The following is a 16,324-nucleotide window of genomic DNA, read 5'->3' on the forward strand; positions in this document are numbered from 1 at the left end:
GAGCTGAAAGGCAGCCGCAACCCATGAACAGACTGCAGGACAAGGTCGTCGTCGTGACCGGCGCGGCGCAGGGCATCGGCGAGGTGTACGCCCGGTCGATCGCGGCCGAGGGCGCGGCGGTCGTCGTGGCCGACCTCAACACCGACGCCGGCGAGAAGGTCGCGGCCGGGATCAACGAGACCGGCGGGCGCGCGATCTTCGTGCGCACCGACGTCAGCTCGCACGAGTCGGCGGCGGCCCTGGTCGAGCGCACGGTCACCGAGCTGGGCGGCATCGACGGGCTGGTCAACAACGCCGCGATCTACGGCGACATGCAGTTCGACCTGCTGGTCAGCGTCGACTGGGACTACTACCGGACGTTCATGAGCGTGAACATGGACGGTGCGCTCGTGATGACGCGCGCGGTCTACCCCGAGATGCAGAAGCGCGGCGGCGGATCGATCGTCAACCAGAGCTCGACCGCGGCCTACCTCTACTCCGGCTTCTACGGCCTGGCCAAGGTCGGCGTGAACGGCCTGACCCAGCAGCTGGCCCACGAGCTGGGCGGCATGGGGATCCGGGTCAACGCGATCGCGCCGGGCCCCACCGACACCGAGGCGACCCGAACCCAGGCGGGCGGGGCGTCCAAGGAGCTGGTGAGGTCGCTGGCGATCAAGCGGATGGGCCAGCCCGAGGACATGGTCGGCGCGTGCGTCTTCCTGCTCTCCGGCGAGGCCTCGTGGGTGACCGGCCAGATCCTCGCGGTCGACGGCGGGCAGACCTTCCGTGGCTGAGCCCGCCGGTGCGGCCGGCCCGGCCGTCGGGTTCGTCGGGCTGGGCAACATCGGCAAGCCGATGGCGCTGCGGCTCGCGGCCTCGGGCCTGCCCCTGCACGTGTACGACGTCGCGCCTGGGCCGTTGGCCGAGCTCGCCGCCGCGGGGGCGCAGGTCGGCGGCTCGGTGGCCGAGGTCGCCGCGGCCGTCGACGTGCTGTGCGTGATGGTCCGCGACGACGAGCAGGTGCGCGACGTGCTGCTCGAGGCGCTCACGAGGGCCCGGGAGGGGCTGACGGTCGTCGTGCACTCGACGGTCGCGCCGGGCACCCCCGGCGAGCTGGCCGACGTCGCCGCGCGCCACGGCGTACGCCTCCTCGACGCGCCCGTCAGCGGCGGTCCGATGGGTGCGGCCGAGGGGACGCTGGCGATCATGGTCGGCGGGGACGAGGACGCCTTCGCGGCGGCCCGTCCGGCGCTCGAGGCGATGGGCACGAAGGTCGTCCACGCGGGGCCGGTCGGCGCGGGGACGCGGTTCAAGCTGGCCCGCAACCTCATGCACTTCGTGTCGTTCACCGCCGCCACCGAGGCGCAACGGCTGGCCGAGGCCGCCGGGCTGGACATCAAGGCGCTCGGCGACGTCGTGCGGCACACCGACGCGATCACCGGCGGGCCGGGCGCGATCATGCACCGCGACACCACCGCTCCGATCGCGCCGGACGACTTCTGGCACGGCGTGTTCTCCCACGTCGTGGCGCTGGGGGACAAGGACCTCGGGTTCGCGGTCGCGCTGGCCGACGAGCTGGGGGTCGACGTGCCGCTCGCGCGGCTGGCCGAGGAACGGCTCGGGAAGGGGCTGGGACTGTGAGCGAGGACCGTGCCGGGAAGCGCGATGCCGGGAAGTTCGACGGCCTGCCGGAGACCCGCCGCCGCGGGCTCGAGAAGATGGAGGAGGTCTACGGCTTCGAGATGTCGGACGGCACCGGCGACTTTTTTGGCTACACCGCCGACCACCTCTTCGCGGACATCTGGAACCGGCCGGGCCTCTCCGACCGCGACCGGCGGCTGCTGCTCATCGGCATGCTCGCCGGCCAGGGCGCCGCGGACGTGCTCGGGATCCAGGTGCCGGCGGCGTACGCCAACGGGGAGCTCGACGACGACGCGCTCCGTGAGATCGTGATCTTCGTGTGCCACTACGCCGGCTGGCCCCAGGGGGCCCGACTGAACTCCATCGTCGAGGAGACCATCGCCAAGGCGGCCCGCCGGGCCGCGCGTGCGGCGGAGCAGGCGGGGGAGTCGTCCTGAGCGCTGCGACCGCCGTCCGGCCGCTCGGCGCCGCCGACCTCGACCGGGTCGTGGGCCTGCTCGAACGGCGGCTCGCCCGCACCGCCGTCTGGGCGCCGCGCCTGTGGCGGCCCAGCGAGCAGGCACCCGCCGTGCTCCGCGCGATGGCCGAGCGGATGCTGGAGGCGCCCGACGCGGTCTGCCTCGGCACCGACGACGCCGTCCTGCTCGGGGTACGCCGCGGCGCCGGGGTCGTCGTGGACCACCTGGAGTCCGCGAGCGACGACCCCGACGCGCTCGCCCGGCTGCTGACCAGCATCCCCGCCGACGCGGGGGAGGTGCGCGTCTTCACCCCCGTCGCCGACGAGGTCCGCCTCGCGGCCACGTCGGCCGCCGGCCTCGCGACCGCCGGCCGCTGGTGGGTCCGCGACCTGCCCGTGACCCTCGCGGTCGCGGCCAACCTGGCGGCCCCGCGCCCGGGCTACTCCCTCGCCCCGGCCCCGCCCTTCCACGACCCCGGCGGACCGATCGCCGTCATCGGGAAGGCCACCTCCGCCCAGGAGCTCGTCGAGCTCGGCGTCGACGCCGCCGCCCGCGACGCCCGCGTCGCCGTCGTCATCGCCGACGCCGGCTCGCCGCTCGAGGCGCTCGCCGCCGATGCGGCGTACCGGCCGGTCGCGGAGCTGCGGGCGCGCTGAGCGCGGCCGTCGAGCACCCCGCGGAGCTCGATGGGTGGGGGCCGGCGCGCGCCGGCGCAGGTCGGACGTCGGGGCCTGCGATCGAGCGACCCGGCGCACCTCCGACGTCCGGGCGAGAGCCGTTCTCCAGCTCGGCGGACCCCACGACCGCCCCACGTTCCCCGGTCGCCGAGCGCCAGCGCCCGTGACGCGCACGCGTTCCGGCAGGGGCAGGCCGGCACCGGTCTCCAGCTCGGGAGGACGACCCAGCAGCCGAGGGAGGGCTGCGGCCACCGATGAGTCCGGCCCACGACGGCGGTCGTCGTCGTCGTGTCCAGTCCACCAGGGGTGGGCACGTGGCACGGCCGCGACCGCGTGACGTGTCGTGACTCAGGTGAGCGCTGCTGGAGGTAGCCCATGACCGACCGGACCACCGTGACGCCGGTGCTGACCGCCGACCTCGGTGTCGAAGCCGGGAGCGGCGGGCGCATGCCCGTCTACGTCCACCTGATCGAACACCAGGGCACACGCGTCCTCGTCGACACCGGCATCAAGGACCAACACCCGGCGCTGTCCGACATGGACCCACAGCTGCAGGCCTGGACCGAGCACATCGACGTCGCCGGCATCGACATCGTGATCAACACCCACCTGCACGCCGACCATTGCGGCGGCAACCACCTGTTCGCCGGGCGCCCGGTGTACGTCCAGCGCCGGGAGCTCGACGACGCCCTCGCCCTCGAGGACCACACGCTGCGCGAGTGGGTGGAGGCGCCAGGCGTCCGGTACACGACGATCGACGGCGAGGCCGAGGTCGTCCCGGGCATCAGGGTCCTGCCCGCACCCGGACACACCGAGGGTTCGCAGATCGTCGTCGTCGACAGCGGCGGACAACGCCTCGTCATCGCCGGCGACACCGCAGTGTGGTTCGGTGAGCTGGACGAACCCACGACCGAGGGGCAGTCGCTCATCCGCGCGCTGCGTCCCGACGCGGTATGGCTCTCGCACGAGCACAGCCCGTGAAGACCGCCGGCGTAGGAGGCGCCCTGCGCGATCCGGGCTCTCCCGGCAGGACGACGCGACCTGTCGACGCGACGAGGTGCCACCGCCCGCAACGACGGCCGACAGTGGTGGCGGGCAGCGGTACGGCGGGTCCGCGAGTGGCCGTTGGTCTCTACAGGCGCTCGGTCCCTACCGCGCTGCGGACGGGTCGAGCACGGCGCCGTGTGAGTGGTGCCGGGTCACGTCCGGGTCGTGCTGTGCGGCGCTCGAGCTGGTCCTGGCCCGCCGCCCGAACGGTGCAGCGCTCCGCCGCCGTGCGGGAGCCGCTCGCCGGTGCCGCGACCGGCGCACCGCGGGCCCGGTTGACTGACCTGACGGGATGAGCGCGCTCTGACCGCGCGGACCCGCCGCGACGGCGTGACGATGCGTCTCGGCCGGGTTCCCCGGGCTAAGGTCGAAAGAGGGTCCCGCGTGACGGGCCACCCTCCCGTCATCTGGCTGTCGCGTGCTCCTTCGGGCGTTGCACCTGGAGCAACGCAGACGAGGACCAGTGGACACGTCCCGCTTCACCGTGGCGGTCGCGCTCGCGCACGCTGCCGAGACCATCAGCCAGCCGAGGACGCTCCAGGAGACGCTGGACGCGATCGTGCACGCCGCCCGCACCTCGCTGCCGGAGTTCGGGCACGTCAGCATCTCCGAGCGGCACCGCGACGGGAGGATCGAGACCACGGCAGGCACCGACCAGCTCCCCTGGGACCTCGACGCCCTCCAGTACGAGCTCCGCCAGGGCCCGTGCGTGGAGGCGCTCGAGCACGAGCCCGTCGTGCTCGTCGAGCACCTGCGGCACGAGCAGCGTTGGCCCGACTACGTCCCCCAGGCCGCCGCCGCGGGCGTGCGGTGCCAGATGGGTGTCCGCCTGTTCAGCGAGGGGCGGCACGTCGGCGGCCTGAACCTCTACTCCACCGACCACGACGAGGTCGACCCCGACACCGCTGCGACCGCCCGGCTGCTCGCCACCCACGTCGGGGTGGTGCTCGGGCACGTCCAGCAGGAGCACCACCTCAACCAGGCACTGCACCACCGCAAGGTCATCGGGCAGGCCATCGGCATCGTGATGGAGCGCTACCGCATCGACCCCGACCGCGCCTTCCAGTTCCTGGTCCGGGCCTCCTCGACCGGTCACGTCAAGCTGCGAGACCTCGCCGAGGAGCTCGTCGCCTCGAGCACCGAGAGCTACCGCGTCGAGGCCTGACGTCCTCGGCGGCGCAGCGCTGCGCCGCCAGGAGGTCAGGTGCGGCCGTCGCGCAGCGCCCGCAGCAGGTCCTCACGCACGGTGACGTGGGGCGGGACGGCAGCTCGTCGGGACCGAACCACCCGGTGTCGTCGTGCTCGCCCTGACGTGCACGCCGAGCTCCTCGTCCAGCTCCCTCGCGAGCGCGGCCATCTCGGACTCGCCGGTTACGACGACTCCGCCCGGCAGGTCCCACACGTCACGACTCGCGCGCTTGTCCTTCCTCCGGTGCACGGGCAGGACCCGGCCGCCCCGGACCAGCGCGCCGACCACGACCCCATGCACCTGCTCGGCAGAGCAGGAGCAACCGACACCCGGCGCGGCGGCGAGCGCCGCAGGTGCGTCCCAGCGCCCCGGTGGCTCAGCGCAGGTCGAGCGTCCCGAGGTCACGCACGGCGGCGGCGGTCCGCTCGACCATGACGGCGAACATCCGGTCCCCGCGGTCGGTGCGGGCGCCGTACGCACAGCCGAAGACGGACACGAGGATCCCCTGCAGCATGGCGAACCGGTAGTCGTCCCAGCACTCCTCGAGCGGGTGGCCGGTGACGCCGTGGGCGAGGAGCCGGCGGTGGTACGCCGCGACGACGGCCTCCTCGCAGGCCCGGCGCTCGGGGGCGTCGAGGCTGGTGGCGACGAGGTAGGCGAGGTCCTTGGCGGGCAGCCCGAGGCTGAGCGTCTGCCAGTCGACGGCCTTCACGGGGACGGCCGGGTCGGGGGAGAACATCAGGTTGTCGAGGCGGTAGTCGCCGTGGACGATCCCGAACCGCTCCGCGCGCGCCAGCGACCAGCCGACGACCACGTCCTCGGTCGCCCGGACGGTCGCCGCGGCCTCGGCCGACATCAGCGGGCCGGTGATCTCCAGGAACGTGTCGATGGCGGGCCCGTAGACCGACGCGAGCAGGTCCGCGCCCTCGGCGTCCTGCATGGTGATCCAGCCCAGCTCGAGCAGGGTCGGGTCGCACCAGCGCGGGCCGTGCAGCCCAGCGAGGTTCTCGGCCGCGGCGAGGACCTGCTCCGGCGTACCGCCGCGCAGCTGGTCGCCCTGCCGGGCCGGCGCGAGGTCCTCCAGGACGAGGGTGAACCGGCCGTCGTCGGTGACGTCGGTGGCCAGGTGGCAGCGGGGGACGTCGACGGCGACGGTGGGCTCGAGCTCTCGGTAGAAGCTGACCTCGGAGCGGTACGCCCCGACGAGCATCCCGCGGGTGCCCGCGTCGGCGGTCGGCAACTTCACCAGCACGCTCGGCGGCAGGCCTTCGCCGGAGAGCGTGACGCGCAGGCACGACCCGATCTGGCCGAAGCCGACCGGCGTCACGTCCAGCGCGTCCGGGACGACGCCCAGCACCTCGCCGACCCACGCGGGCGTGATGTCGTCGGCGGTCTCGATGAGCACGTTCACGACATCCACCCGGGGTTGACGGGCAGCTCGCGGTCGACCACCCGCAGCGAGGAGTACGCCGCCAGGACGGGCGCCAGCTCGGTCGGTGTGGCCCCGTGGAGCACGACCGAGTCGGCGCCGATCGCGAGCTGCTCCAGCACGCGGGCGGCGCACTGCTCCGCGGTGCCGGTCGCCGACGCGACGAGCCAGTCCGGGGGGATCGCCCGCTCGCGCAGGTGCGTGAGCTGCTCGACGGTGCCGATCGCGTCGAACGCGCCGGGGTAGCCGTGCACGAGCTCGTCGGAGCGGAACCGGTCGAGCGCGGCGGGGTCCCAGCCGTTCGCGGCGACCAGCACGTCGCCGTACCCCTGCAGGTAGGTGGCCAGCCGGCCGACCAGCTTGCGCAGCCGCAGCTCCTCGGGCAGCGAGTCCTCGACCGTGGCGAGCACCGCCCAGATCCGCACGGAGGCGGGGTCGCGCCCGGCCCGCTCGGCGGCGGTCCGGATCGTCGCGACCGAGCGGGCGAGCGCCTCGTCGGTGAGGAAGGTGTGCAGCACGACGCCGTCGGCGATCCGCCCGGCGAGCGCGAGCGAGCGCGGCCCGATCGCGGTCATCAGGACCGGGATCCGCTCGTCGAAGCTGCTGTCCTGGTCGAGGTAGGGGTAGGTGCCGGCCGGTCCGTCGTGGCCGAGCACCGCCTCGCCGCGCCACAGCGAGCGGTAGATGCCGACGACGTCCTCGAGCTGCGCGCCGGTCACCCGCGGCAACCCCATCACGTCGAAGAGCGCGCCGAACCCGCGGCCGAGGCCGAGGGCGTACCGACCGCCGGAGAGCCGGTGCGCGGTCGTCGCCATCGTCGCGGTGACCAGGGGGTGGCGGGTGTTGTGGTTGGTCGCGGCGGTCGCGATGCCGACGTGCTCGGTGGCGGCCGCGACGGCGCCGGCGAGCACACCGGCGTCCTTGACGTTGAACCGCTCGGAGAGGAACACCGACCCCAGCCCGACCCCCTCGGCCAGCCGCGCCTCGGCCAGCACGTCGCGCGGCTGGTCGGTGTGGCCGGCCAGGCCGTAGCAGGCCAGCTCGGGGAACCGCCGGGTCGCCTCGCTCACCCGAAGGCCCGCGTCACGTGGCCGACCAGGTCGGGGTAGCGCTGCAGGTGCGCCCCGCCGTTGAGGTCGAGCACCTCGCCGGTGAGCCAGCGGGCGGTCGCGAGGTAGACGACCGCCTCGGCGACCTCCTCGGGCGTGCCGGGCCGCCCGAGCGGGGTGTTCTCGACGTAGTCCTCGCGCACGCCCGGGATGTCCATCGCCGGCGCGGTCAGCGGCGTGACCACGAGGCCGGGGGAGACCGCGTTGACCCGGATGCCCTGCGGCCCGAGCTCGAGCGCGGCGACCTGGGTGAGCATCGCCAGGCCCGCCTTCGCCGAGCAGTACGCCGCCATGCCGGTGCCCGGCTGGCGGGCGTTGAGCGAGGCGACCGAGACGACCGCGCCGCCGGTGCCCGCGGCGGTCATCACCCGGGCGGCGTGCTTGAGCACCAGCAGGCCGCCGGTCAGGTTCACGTCGACGACACGGCGGAACTCCTGCACGTCGTGGTCGACCACCTGCATCAACGTGCTGACCCCGGCGCTGTTGACCACCACGTCGAGCCGGCCGTGCTCGGCGACGACGGTGTCCACGGCGGCCGCGACCGCCGCCTCGTCGGTCACGTCGACGACCAGGTCGGCCGCCGCTCCCTCGAGGTCGCCGGTGACCACGGTGTGGCCGGCGCCGCGGAGCGCCTCGGCGGTGGCGGCGCCGAGGCCCGAGCCGCCGCCGACGACGAGCGCGACGGGCTGTCCTGCGGGGGTGGTGCTGGTCATGCGCGGCCTCCTGACCGGTCGGCGCGCCGGGCCTGGAGCCGGCGCTGCTTGGCGACGAACCGGGTCGCGGCCCGGTTCGCGAAGGCGGGGGCCAGGCGGCCGACCCGCCACGCGATCCGCGCGGGGCGCGGGGTCACGAGCATCGGCCGGTCCGCGGCGACGGCGGCGAGCGCCTCGGCGGCCAGCACGTCGGGGTCCAGCGGGCGGCGTACGCCCTGGCCCTTGAGGTAGTAGTCGCGCCCGTGGAACCGCCCGAGGTGGCCCTTCTCGAGGATCGGCGTCTCGACCGCCGCCGGGCACAGCACGGTGACGCCGACGTTCTTGGCCGCCGCCTCGGTCCGCAGCGCGAGCGACAGCCCGACCACCGCGTGCTTGGTCATCACGTAGCTGGTGATCAGCCCCGCGGCCATCAGTCCGCCCATCGAGGCGGTGTTGACGACGTGGCCGCCCCAGCCGTCGCGGCCCTGCCGGACCAGGTGGGGGTACGCCGCGGCGACGCCGTGCACGACGCCGCGGATGTTGACGTCGATGATCGCGTCCCAGTGCTCGGGCGTGAGGTCCTCGGTCTCGCCGCCGAAAGTGATCCCGGCGTTGTTGAACAGCAGGTCGATCCGCCCGGCGCGCGCCACGACGTCGTCGACCGCGGCCCGCACCGCGTCCGCGTCGGTGACGTCGAGCCGCAGCGCCCGGGCGGTGCCGGGACCGGTGGCCCCGGCGGCGTCGGCCACCCGCTGGGCGGCGAGCTCGTCGAGGTCGGCGACCACGACGTGCGCCCCGGCATCGACCAGCGCCCGGACCAGGGCGGCGCCGATGCCGGAGCCGCCGCCGGTGACCAGGGCCTGGCGGTCGGTGAACGGGTCCTCGGGGCGGACGGTCCGGGTCATGCGGGCTCCTCGACGGGGCGGGCAGGGTCGCTCGGGCGAGCGGGGACGGGCGTGATCGGCAGCAGCCGCAGCGCACCGGGTGCGCTGGCGGGGACGGCGGGGGAACGCGGCGGCACCGGCGCGAGCCGGATGTACGCCGTGCCCAGCGGCGGGCGGGGATCGGGCTCGCCGCGGTTGGGCCAGAACGACATCGCCCGCTCGGCCATCGCGGTGATGGTCAGTGACGGGTTGACGCCGAGGTTGGCCGCGACCGCGGAGCCGTCGACGACGTGCAGACCGGGGTGGCCGTGCAGCCGGTGCCAGGGGTCGATCACCCCGGTGGCGGCGTCCGCGCCGATCGGGCAGCCGCCGAGGAAGTGCGCGGTGGTCGGGACGTCGACCACCTCGGTCCAGCCCGCGCCGGGGATGCCGTCCATCCGCCGGGCCATCGCCCGCCCGATCGCGTTCGCCTCGGGGATGTGGGTGGGGTTCGGCTCGCCGATGCCCTGCCGGGTGGTCATCACCCGGCCGCGGCCGAGGCGCCGGCGGCGGGTGTAGGTCGTCAACGAGTTGTCGATGCTCTGCATCACCAGCACGCCGATCGACTGCTCCGACCACCGCCGCGGCACGTGCAGCCGCAGCAGGTCGCGCCGCCCGCGCCACATCTCCCGCGCCATCACCAGCGCCCGGTGCCGCCCCGGCACCGGGTCGGTCATCGTGGCCATCGCCATGCCCATCGCGTTGCTGCCGCGGCCGTAGCGGCACGGCTCCACGTGGGTCCGCTCGTCGAGGTGCACCGAGGAGGAGATCGCGACGCCCTCGGTGTAGTCGACGTCGTCGCCCCGCGCGCGCACCGCCAGGCCGGCCTCGGAGTTGGTCCGCGTCAGCTCGCCCAGCCGCGGCGAGACGTGCGGCAGGCTGCCGGAGTCGCGCAGGTGGTGCAGCAGCCGCTGGGTGCCCAGCGCGGCCGCCGACAGCACGACCTGCTCGGCGGTCACGGTCCGCCCGCGCCGCCGCCACCCACCGGTGCGGCGCGTCGACACGGCGTACCCACCTCCCGGCAGCGGCCGCACGTCGGTCACCGTCGTCAGCGGGTGCACGGTCGCGCCGGCGGCCTCGGCGAGGTGGAGGTAGTTCTTGGGCAGCGTGTTCTTGGCGTTGTGCCGGCAGCCGGTCATGCACTCCCCGCAGTGGAGGCAGGCGCGACGGTCGGGGCCGGCGCCGCCGAAGTACGGGTCGGGCACCGGCCGGCCCGGCTCCGGACCGAGCAGCACGCCGACGTCGGTGGGTCGCCAGGTGTGCGCGGCCCCGAGGTCGGCGGCCGCGTCGCGCAGCACCCGGTCCGCCGGCGTGACCCGGTCGTACGTCGTCACGCCGAGCATCCGCTTGGCCTGGTCGTAGTGCGGGGCGAGCTCGGCGCGCCAGTCGGTCACGTCGCGCCAGTGCGGGTCGTCGTAGAACGCCGCGGGCGGCTCGTAGAGCGTGGCGCCGTAGACCAGCGACCCGCCGCCCACGCCGGCGCCGCTGATCACCAGCGCGTTGCGCAGCAGCGTCATCCGCTGGATGCCGAGCAGCCCGAGCCGCGGTGCGAACACGTAGCGACGCAGCCGCCACGACGTCCGCGGCAGGTCGTGGTCCTCGAAGCGCGCCCCCGCCTCCAGGACCGCGACGTGGTAGCCCTTCTCCGCCAGCCGCAGCGCCGTCACGCTGCCGCCGAACCCCGACCCGATCACCACGACGTCGTGGTCGAACTCCCTGCCGCTGTCGCTGCTGCTCCCGCGCGCCGTCATCGCCACCCCTCCGCGCTCCGCGCCACAGCGACGTCGTCGGTCCCGGCGGGCTGTGTCGTGCGCCACACGGGTCAACAGTGTTGACACGCGTCAGGTCTGTCAATGGCCCACGCGGGGCAGTCGGCGTGGCTAGGGTCCGGACGCATGAGGCGCACAGGGCGCACAGAGCGCACGAGGCGTGCGGTCGTCGGGCTCGCGGTCGCGGTGGTCGTCCTCGCCGGGTGCGGCGGGGGCGGCGACGAGCCGCGTCCGGCCGCTGACGGCTCGGCCCCCGCGAGCGAGCAGCCCGAGCCGCCCGAGCAGTCGGAGCAGTCGGAGCAGTCGGAGCCGCCGGCGGAGGAGGAGCCGCTGCCCTGCGTGCCGGGGGTCGAGCCCTTCACCGGGCCGGCCGCGGACCGGTTCGGCGCGGAGAGCGTCATGGCCGCCTACTGCACGCTCGCGGAGCTCTCCCTCGAGCACGCCTTCACCGACCTGATCGTGCCGGCGCAGGGCCGGTCCGCCCGCGCGTACGCCGGCCCGCGGCCGGTGCTGACGCCGGCGGCCCGCGCCCGCTGGGACGCCGACGTGGCGGCGTACCTCCGTGCGGGGGACGGGGCCGCGCACGACCGCATCGACGCCCTCGTGCTCACCGACGTGGTGGACGTGCCGAAGGGGTTCCGCCTCGCCGACGACCCCCCGCCGGCGATCGGCGACGAGGTCGGCGCTCGCGCGGTGGCCTCGGTGGTGGGGGAGCGGCTTCGGCTGGCCGTGCCGGTGCGGACGGGCATCGTCCTGGAGCGCCGCGGCGACGACTCCGGCCGCCACCTGCTGCTGCCCGTCACCAAGCGGCTGAGCGTCGACCTGGAGCGGACCGGCTCCGGGCGCTGGCTGGTCGCCGACTGGTCCGCGCGGTGGTCGCGCGGACGCGTGCAGCTGGTGTTCGGCTGATGGAGCTGCAGGTGACCGGCCCGGTCTTCGAGTGGCGCGGACCCGCCCCGCACCACTTCGTCGCGCTGCCCGAGGACGACGCCGCCCTCGTGCGCGACGTGGCGGCGGCGGTGACCTACGGCTGGGGGATGGTCCCCGTCGCCGTACGCATGGGCGATGCCCGCTGGACCACCTCGCTGTGGCCGCGGGAGGGGACGTACGTCGTCCCGCTCAAGCTCGCCGCCCGCCGCTCCGAGGGCGTCGTGACCGGCGACGTCGTCGACCTCGTCGTCACCATCGACGTCTGACCGGGGCTCACGACCCCGCAGACGCGCGGGCCCGCTCAGCCCGCCACGTGCAGCCCGAGGAACATCGCGGTGGCGGCGTCGACGAGCTCCTCGGGCGTGGCCTCGAGCGAGCCGTCGAGCCACGCGCTGACCAGCTCGGCCATGCCGCCGATGAACAGCAGGCCGGCGATCTCGCCCTCGCGCGGCCCCCACCCGCCGACGCCGTAGATGTCCCGGGCCTCCTGGGCGGAGCGGTGCGCGAAGTGCCGCAGCAGCTGGGTGCGCCGCGCGCGCAGGGCCGGCATCGCGCCGGCCTCGATGATCGCGACGCGACCCTTGCGGGGGTCGGCGGTGAGGTACTCGACGAACGCCAGCACCGACGCCCGCGCCCGCGCCGCGGGGTCGTCGCCCGCCGCGTCGCCGGCGGCCAGGCTGACCTCCTCGATCTCGGTCGCGATCCGGTCCATGACCGCGGTGAGCGCGTCGTCGAGGGAGCGGAACGACTCGTAGAAGTAGCGCTCGGTCAGGCCCGCGGTCGCGCAGATCCGCGTCATCGTGGGCCGGGCTTCGGACGGGTCCGCCCAGACCGCGAGGGTCGCCTCGAGCAGCCGCTCGCGCCGCTCGGCGGCACGGTCCTCGGCGCTCACGCCGCGGTAGGTCCCGGACTGCACAGCCATGCGAGCACCCTCTCACAGAAGGTTGACAGGGCCCCCTGTCTGAATGATGCTGACCCGACGTAGCGCCCGTCACACCCACCCGTCCCACCTCCAGGGGGCCTCCCGTGTCGCTCGACCTCACCCAGCCGCCGTCGTCCGGCGGAGCCCGCGCGGCCCGCTCCACCCGCGCGGCCGACGCGGACGGCGCAGACGCCGTCCGCGAGCTCCCGCCGATCCGCCCCGACGACCGCGGCAAGCCGATCCTCGGTCGTGCCTTCGAGTACGCCAAGGACCCCTTCGCGCTGTTCCGCCGGCAGTGGGACCACTACGGCCCGGTCGCGCCGATCTCGATGCTCGGCCAGCGCTGGGTGATGCTGCTCGGCCCCGACGCCTGCGAGGAGGCGTTCCGCAACAAGGACAAGGCCTTCGCCAACGGCCCCGCCTGGACCTACCTCGTCGGCCCGTTCTTCGACCGGGGCCTGATGCTGCTCGACTTCGAGGAGCACCACATGCACCGGCGGATCATGCAGCAGGCCTTCACCCGCGATCGGCTCGAGGCGTACGCCGCCCGGATGCACGCCCCGATCGAGGCCGGCCTCGCCGGCTGGGCCGCGGCGGGCCGCGACCGCGACTTCGCGGCGTACCCCTCCCTCAAGCAGCTCACCCTCGACGTCGCCGCCGACATCTTCATGGGCGGCGCCGAGGACACCACGCCTGCGGAGATGGCGAAGGTCAACCAGGCCTTCATCGCCTGCGTCCAGGCCGCCGCCGCGGTGGTCCGCAAGGACCTCCCGGGCACCCGCTGGGGCCGCGGCCACCGGGGCCGCGAGGTGCTCGAGGAGTTCCTGCGGCACTACCTGCCCTCGCGGCGCGCGGTGGAGACCGACGACCTGTTCTCCCAGCTGTGCCACATCGAGAGCGACGAGGGCGAGCGGTTCAGCGACGACGACGTCGTCAACCACATGATCTTCCTGATGATGGCCGCGCACGACACCTCGACCATCACGCTCTCCACGATGCTGCAGATGCTCGGCCAGCACCCGGCCTGGCAGCAGCGCTGCCGCGAGGAGTCCCTCGCGCTCGGCCCGCGCCCGAGCCTGGCCGAGCTCGAGGGCCTCGAGGCGATGGACTGGGTGATGAAGGAGTGCCTGCGGCTGCGTGCGCCCGTCCCGGTCGTGCTGCGCCAGGTCGTCAAGGACACCGTCGTCCAGGGCGTGCGCATCCCCGAGGGCACCTTCGTCACCGTCGCGCCGCAGTTCGCGCAGGTGATGGAGGAGCTGTGGACCAACCCGCTCGTCTTCGACCCCGAGCGGTTCTCGCCCGAGCGCCGCGAGGACAAGTCCCACCGCTACGCCTGGAACCCCTTCGGCGGCGGCGTGCACAAGTGCCTGGGCATGTACTTCGCCGGCGCCGAGGTCAAGGCCGTCCTCCACCACCTCCTGCGCGGCTGGGAGTGGAGCGTCGACCCCGGGTACGTCGCGCCGATGAACAACCACTCCCTGCCGTTCCCCAAGGACGGCCAGCCGATCGACCTGCGGAGGACCCGATGACCGCCACGCTCCACCCCGCGACGACCCCCGCCACCGCGCGGCCCGCCTGGGTCACCGACGCCAAGCTGGCGTCCTGGAACCGCTGGGTCTCCGCGCCGGTCACCGGCGGCGAGGGCACACTGAGCGCGACCGCGCCGTACGACGCGCAGCCGACGGCGCCGGTCCCGAGCTGCACCCCCGACGACGTCGCCGCCACCGTGGTCCGCTCGCGGGCGGCCCAGGCCAGCTGGGGCGGGCTGACCATCACCGCCCGGGCCGAGGTGCTGCTGCGCTTCCACGACCTCCTGCTCGAGCGGCAGGACGAGGTCCTCGACCTCATCCAGTGGGAGATGGGCAAGGCGCGCTACCACGCCTGGATGGAGGTCCTGCAGGTCGCCAACCTGACCCGGCACTACGCCAAGCGCGCCGCGGCGTACCTCGCCGACCGCCCCGTCCGCGGCGCCATGCCGCTGCTCACCAGCGTGCGCGAGGTGCGCGTGCCACGGGGCGTCGTCGGGATCGTCTCGCCGTGGAACTACCCGCTCTACCTCGGCGTCGGCGACGCGGTGCCCGCGCTGCTGGCCGGGTGCACGGTCGTCAGCAAGGCCGACCCCCAGACGCCGCTGACGATGCTGTGGACCCGGGCGCTGATGGGCGAGGCCGGCCTGCCCGCCCACGTCTGGGACGTCGTCGCCGGGCCGGGTGCCGAGGTCGGCACGGCGCTGGTCGAGGCGGCCGACTACGTCTGCTTCACCGGCTCCACCGCGACCGGCCGGCTGGTCAGCGAGGCCGCGGCCCGCCGCCTGGTCGGCGCGTCGCTGGAGCTCGGCGGCAAGAACCCGCTCCTCGTCCGCGCCGACGCCGACCTCGACAAGGCCGCCGCCGGCACCGTCGATGCGGTCTTCACCAACACCGGCCAGATGTGCATCCACATCGAGCGCGTCCTCGTGCACGAGGACGTGTACGCCGCGTTCCGCGACAAGCTCGTCGCCGCCACGCGCGCACTCACCGTCGGCCAGTCCTTCGACTTCTCCCGCCAGGTGGGGTCGCTGGCCAGCGCGGCCCAGCTGGCGAAGGTGACCGCCCACGTCGAGGACGCCGTCGCCAAGGGCGCGACCGTCCTCTGCGGCGGCCGCGCCCGGCCGGATCTCGGCCCCTACGTCTTCGAGCCGACCGTGCTCGAGGGCGTCACCGAGGACATGGACCTCTGCCTCGGCGAGACCTTCGGCCCGGTCGTCGCGCTGCACCGGGTCGGCAGCGACGACGAGGCCGTCGCGCTGGCCAACCAGGGCTCCTACGGGCTCTCGGCGAGCATCTTCAGCCGCGACACCCGCACCGCCCAGGCGCTGGCCCGCCGGGTCCGCGCCGGCTCGGTCAACATCAACGACGGCGCCGCCCTCGCCGCCGGCTCGGTGGAGGCCGGCATGGGCGGCATGGGCGACAGCGGGCTCGGCCGCCGCCACGGCGTCCAGGGCATCCAGCGGTTCACCGAGACCCAGACCATCGCCCTGTCCCGGATAGGCCCCGTCGGCCCACCCCCGGGCATGGCACTCGAGACGTTCGTCAAGGTCGGCAACGCCCAGCTCCGGCTGCTGCGGAGGCTCCGCTCCCGCTGACCGGTCACCGCTGGTCGAGCACGGCGCGGCGTGTGGTCTCGGGGGCGGCGCGCCGGGCAGCCCCTCTTCAGCGACCCTGTGGTCGCTCCACACGCGGCAGGAGCCCTGTGAAGCGACCAACTGGTCGCTGGACAGGCGCCGGTGGCCGGCGCGCCGGGCAGCCCCTCTTCAGCGACCCTACGGTCGCTCGACACGCGGCAGGAGCCCTGCGGAGCGACCGCCAGGTCGCTGGACACGGCACCGGTGGCCGGCGCGCCGGGCAGCCCCTCTTCAGCGACCCTGTGGTCGCTTCATACGCGGCAGGAGCCCTGCGGAGCGACCGCCAGGTCGCTGGACACGGCACCGGTGGCCGGCGCGCCGGGCAGCCCCTCTTCAGCGACCCTATGGTCGCTTCACACGCGGCAGGAGCCCTGCGGAGCGACCGCCAGGTCGCTG

The 16,324-nt window shown here is 74.5% G+C and carries 17 protein-coding genes; 10 read left to right on the forward strand and 7 right to left on the reverse strand.

Features of this window, described 5'->3' with window-relative positions; all coding sequences use genetic code 11:
- Nucleotides 1-23: 23 nt before the first annotated feature.
- The 6 genes from QWY28_RS14765 to QWY28_RS14790 all read left to right on the forward strand — a co-directional run bounded on the left by QWY28_RS14765 (nucleotide 24) and on the right by QWY28_RS14790 (nucleotide 4,967).
- Nucleotides 24-773 (forward strand): SDR family oxidoreductase, encoded by a 750-nt coding sequence (locus QWY28_RS14765; protein WP_300953325.1) that lies wholly within the window; start codon nucleotides 24-26, stop codon nucleotides 771-773.
- Nucleotides 766-1,620, forward strand: coding sequence for an NAD(P)-dependent oxidoreductase (locus tag QWY28_RS14770; RefSeq protein WP_300953326.1), 855 nt, complete (start codon nucleotides 766-768; stop codon nucleotides 1,618-1,620). The genes QWY28_RS14765 and QWY28_RS14770 overlap by 8 nt, the downstream gene beginning before the upstream one ends.
- Nucleotides 1,617-2,057 carry a carboxymuconolactone decarboxylase family protein gene (locus QWY28_RS14775; protein ID WP_300953327.1) on the forward strand — a complete coding sequence of 147 codons (441 nt, stop codon included), beginning with the start codon at nucleotides 1,617-1,619 and terminating at the stop codon, nucleotides 2,055-2,057. Before QWY28_RS14770 ends, QWY28_RS14775 begins: the two co-directional genes overlap by 4 nt.
- A gap of 50 nt (nucleotides 2,058-2,107) precedes the next feature.
- A complete protein-coding gene (locus tag QWY28_RS14780; RefSeq protein WP_300953328.1) occupies nucleotides 2,108-2,734 on the forward strand; it encodes a hypothetical protein in 627 nt (208 codons plus the stop codon).
- A 396-nt stretch (nucleotides 2,735-3,130) separates the two neighbouring features.
- Nucleotides 3,131-3,736 (forward strand): MBL fold metallo-hydrolase, encoded by a 606-nt coding sequence (locus tag QWY28_RS14785; RefSeq protein ID WP_300953329.1) that lies wholly within the window; start codon nucleotides 3,131-3,133, stop codon nucleotides 3,734-3,736.
- 529 nt (nucleotides 3,737-4,265) lie between these two features.
- Nucleotides 4,266-4,967, forward strand: a complete 702-nt coding sequence (locus QWY28_RS14790) for a GAF and ANTAR domain-containing protein (protein WP_300953330.1) — start codon at nucleotides 4,266-4,268, stop codon at nucleotides 4,965-4,967.
- A gap of 72 nt (nucleotides 4,968-5,039) precedes the next feature.
- Here QWY28_RS14790 and QWY28_RS24405 read toward each other — a convergent pair whose 3' ends face one another.
- Genes QWY28_RS24405 through QWY28_RS14820 form a run of 6 tightly spaced genes read right to left on the reverse strand, consistent with a single transcriptional unit; the run spans nucleotide 5,040 to nucleotide 10,895 of the window.
- The gene (locus QWY28_RS24405) at nucleotides 5,040-5,471 is read right to left on the reverse strand and encodes an NUDIX domain-containing protein (protein ID WP_336622419.1); all 432 of its coding nucleotides are present in this window, start codon (nucleotides 5,469-5,471) and stop codon (nucleotides 5,040-5,042) included.
- Nucleotides 5,368-6,402, reverse strand: coding sequence for a phosphotransferase (locus tag QWY28_RS14800; RefSeq protein ID WP_300953332.1), 1,035 nt, complete (start codon nucleotides 6,400-6,402; stop codon nucleotides 5,368-5,370). The genes QWY28_RS24405 and QWY28_RS14800 overlap by 104 nt, the downstream gene beginning before the upstream one ends.
- Nucleotides 6,399-7,490 carry a TIGR03857 family LLM class F420-dependent oxidoreductase gene (locus QWY28_RS14805; RefSeq protein ID WP_300953333.1) on the reverse strand — a complete coding sequence of 364 codons (1,092 nt, stop codon included), beginning with the start codon at nucleotides 7,488-7,490 and terminating at the stop codon, nucleotides 6,399-6,401. The genes QWY28_RS14800 and QWY28_RS14805 overlap by 4 nt, the downstream gene beginning before the upstream one ends.
- Nucleotides 7,487-8,242 (reverse strand): SDR family NAD(P)-dependent oxidoreductase, encoded by a 756-nt coding sequence (locus QWY28_RS14810; RefSeq protein ID WP_300953334.1) that lies wholly within the window; start codon nucleotides 8,240-8,242, stop codon nucleotides 7,487-7,489. The genes QWY28_RS14805 and QWY28_RS14810 overlap by 4 nt, the downstream gene beginning before the upstream one ends.
- A complete protein-coding gene (locus QWY28_RS14815) occupies nucleotides 8,239-9,126 on the reverse strand; it encodes an SDR family oxidoreductase (RefSeq protein WP_300953335.1) in 888 nt (295 codons plus the stop codon). The genes QWY28_RS14810 and QWY28_RS14815 overlap by 4 nt, the downstream gene beginning before the upstream one ends.
- A complete protein-coding gene (locus tag QWY28_RS14820; RefSeq protein ID WP_300953336.1) occupies nucleotides 9,123-10,895 on the reverse strand; it encodes a GMC oxidoreductase in 1,773 nt (590 codons plus the stop codon). Before QWY28_RS14820 ends, QWY28_RS14815 begins: the two co-directional genes overlap by 4 nt.
- 144 nt (nucleotides 10,896-11,039) lie before the next feature.
- Between QWY28_RS14820 and QWY28_RS14825 the strand changes: the two genes are divergently transcribed.
- The gene (locus QWY28_RS14825; protein WP_300953337.1) at nucleotides 11,040-11,822 is read left to right on the forward strand and encodes a hypothetical protein; all 783 of its coding nucleotides are present in this window, start codon (nucleotides 11,040-11,042) and stop codon (nucleotides 11,820-11,822) included.
- A complete protein-coding gene (locus QWY28_RS14830; protein ID WP_300953338.1) occupies nucleotides 11,822-12,109 on the forward strand; it encodes a DUF1905 domain-containing protein in 288 nt (95 codons plus the stop codon). Before QWY28_RS14825 ends, QWY28_RS14830 begins: the two co-directional genes overlap by 1 nt.
- Nucleotides 12,110-12,144: 35 nt before the next feature.
- Here QWY28_RS14830 and QWY28_RS14835 read toward each other — a convergent pair whose 3' ends face one another.
- A complete protein-coding gene (locus QWY28_RS14835; RefSeq protein ID WP_300953339.1) occupies nucleotides 12,145-12,765 on the reverse strand; it encodes a TetR/AcrR family transcriptional regulator in 621 nt (206 codons plus the stop codon).
- 104 nt (nucleotides 12,766-12,869) lie between these two features.
- On the opposite strand from QWY28_RS14835, the gene QWY28_RS14840 reads away from it, so the two are divergent.
- Together QWY28_RS14840 and QWY28_RS14845 are read left to right on the forward strand one after the other, a co-directional pair.
- Nucleotides 12,870-14,294 (forward strand): cytochrome P450, encoded by a 1,425-nt coding sequence (locus QWY28_RS14840; RefSeq protein ID WP_300953340.1) that lies wholly within the window; start codon nucleotides 12,870-12,872, stop codon nucleotides 14,292-14,294.
- Nucleotides 14,291-15,889: a succinic semialdehyde dehydrogenase gene (locus QWY28_RS14845; RefSeq protein WP_300953341.1), complete on the forward strand. Its 1,599-nt coding sequence runs from the start codon at nucleotides 14,291-14,293 to the stop codon at nucleotides 15,887-15,889. Before QWY28_RS14840 ends, QWY28_RS14845 begins: the two co-directional genes overlap by 4 nt.
- Nucleotides 15,890-16,324: the final 435 nt, after the last annotated feature.

Origin of the sequence: Nocardioides oceani (assembly GCF_030412965.1) — a bacterium.
GTDB lineage: Bacteria > Actinomycetota > Actinomycetes > Propionibacteriales > Nocardioidaceae > Nocardioides > Nocardioides oceani.

Coding starts and splice junctions, on each gene's coding strand:
- QWY28_RS14765 (WP_300953325.1), top strand. CDS start 24: ATGAACAGACTGCAGGACAAGGTCGTCGTCGTGACCGGCGCGGCGCAG.
- QWY28_RS14785 (WP_300953329.1), top strand. CDS start 3,131: ATGACCGACCGGACCACCGTGACGCCGGTGCTGACCGCCGACCTCGGT.
- QWY28_RS14810 (WP_300953334.1), bottom strand. CDS start 8,242: ATGACCAGCACCACCCCCGCAGGACAGCCCGTCGCGCTCGTCGTCGGC.
- QWY28_RS14815 (WP_300953335.1), bottom strand. CDS start 9,126: ATGACCCGGACCGTCCGCCCCGAGGACCCGTTCACCGACCGCCAGGCC.
- QWY28_RS14820 (WP_300953336.1), bottom strand. CDS start 10,895: ATGACGGCGCGCGGGAGCAGCAGCGACAGCGGCAGGGAGTTCGACCAC.
- QWY28_RS14825 (WP_300953337.1), top strand. CDS start 11,040: ATGAGGCGCACAGGGCGCACAGAGCGCACGAGGCGTGCGGTCGTCGGG.
- QWY28_RS14830 (WP_300953338.1), top strand. CDS start 11,822: ATGGAGCTGCAGGTGACCGGCCCGGTCTTCGAGTGGCGCGGACCCGCC.
- QWY28_RS14835 (WP_300953339.1), bottom strand. CDS start 12,765: ATGGCTGTGCAGTCCGGGACCTACCGCGGCGTGAGCGCCGAGGACCGT.
- QWY28_RS14845 (WP_300953341.1), top strand. CDS start 14,291: ATGACCGCCACGCTCCACCCCGCGACGACCCCCGCCACCGCGCGGCCC.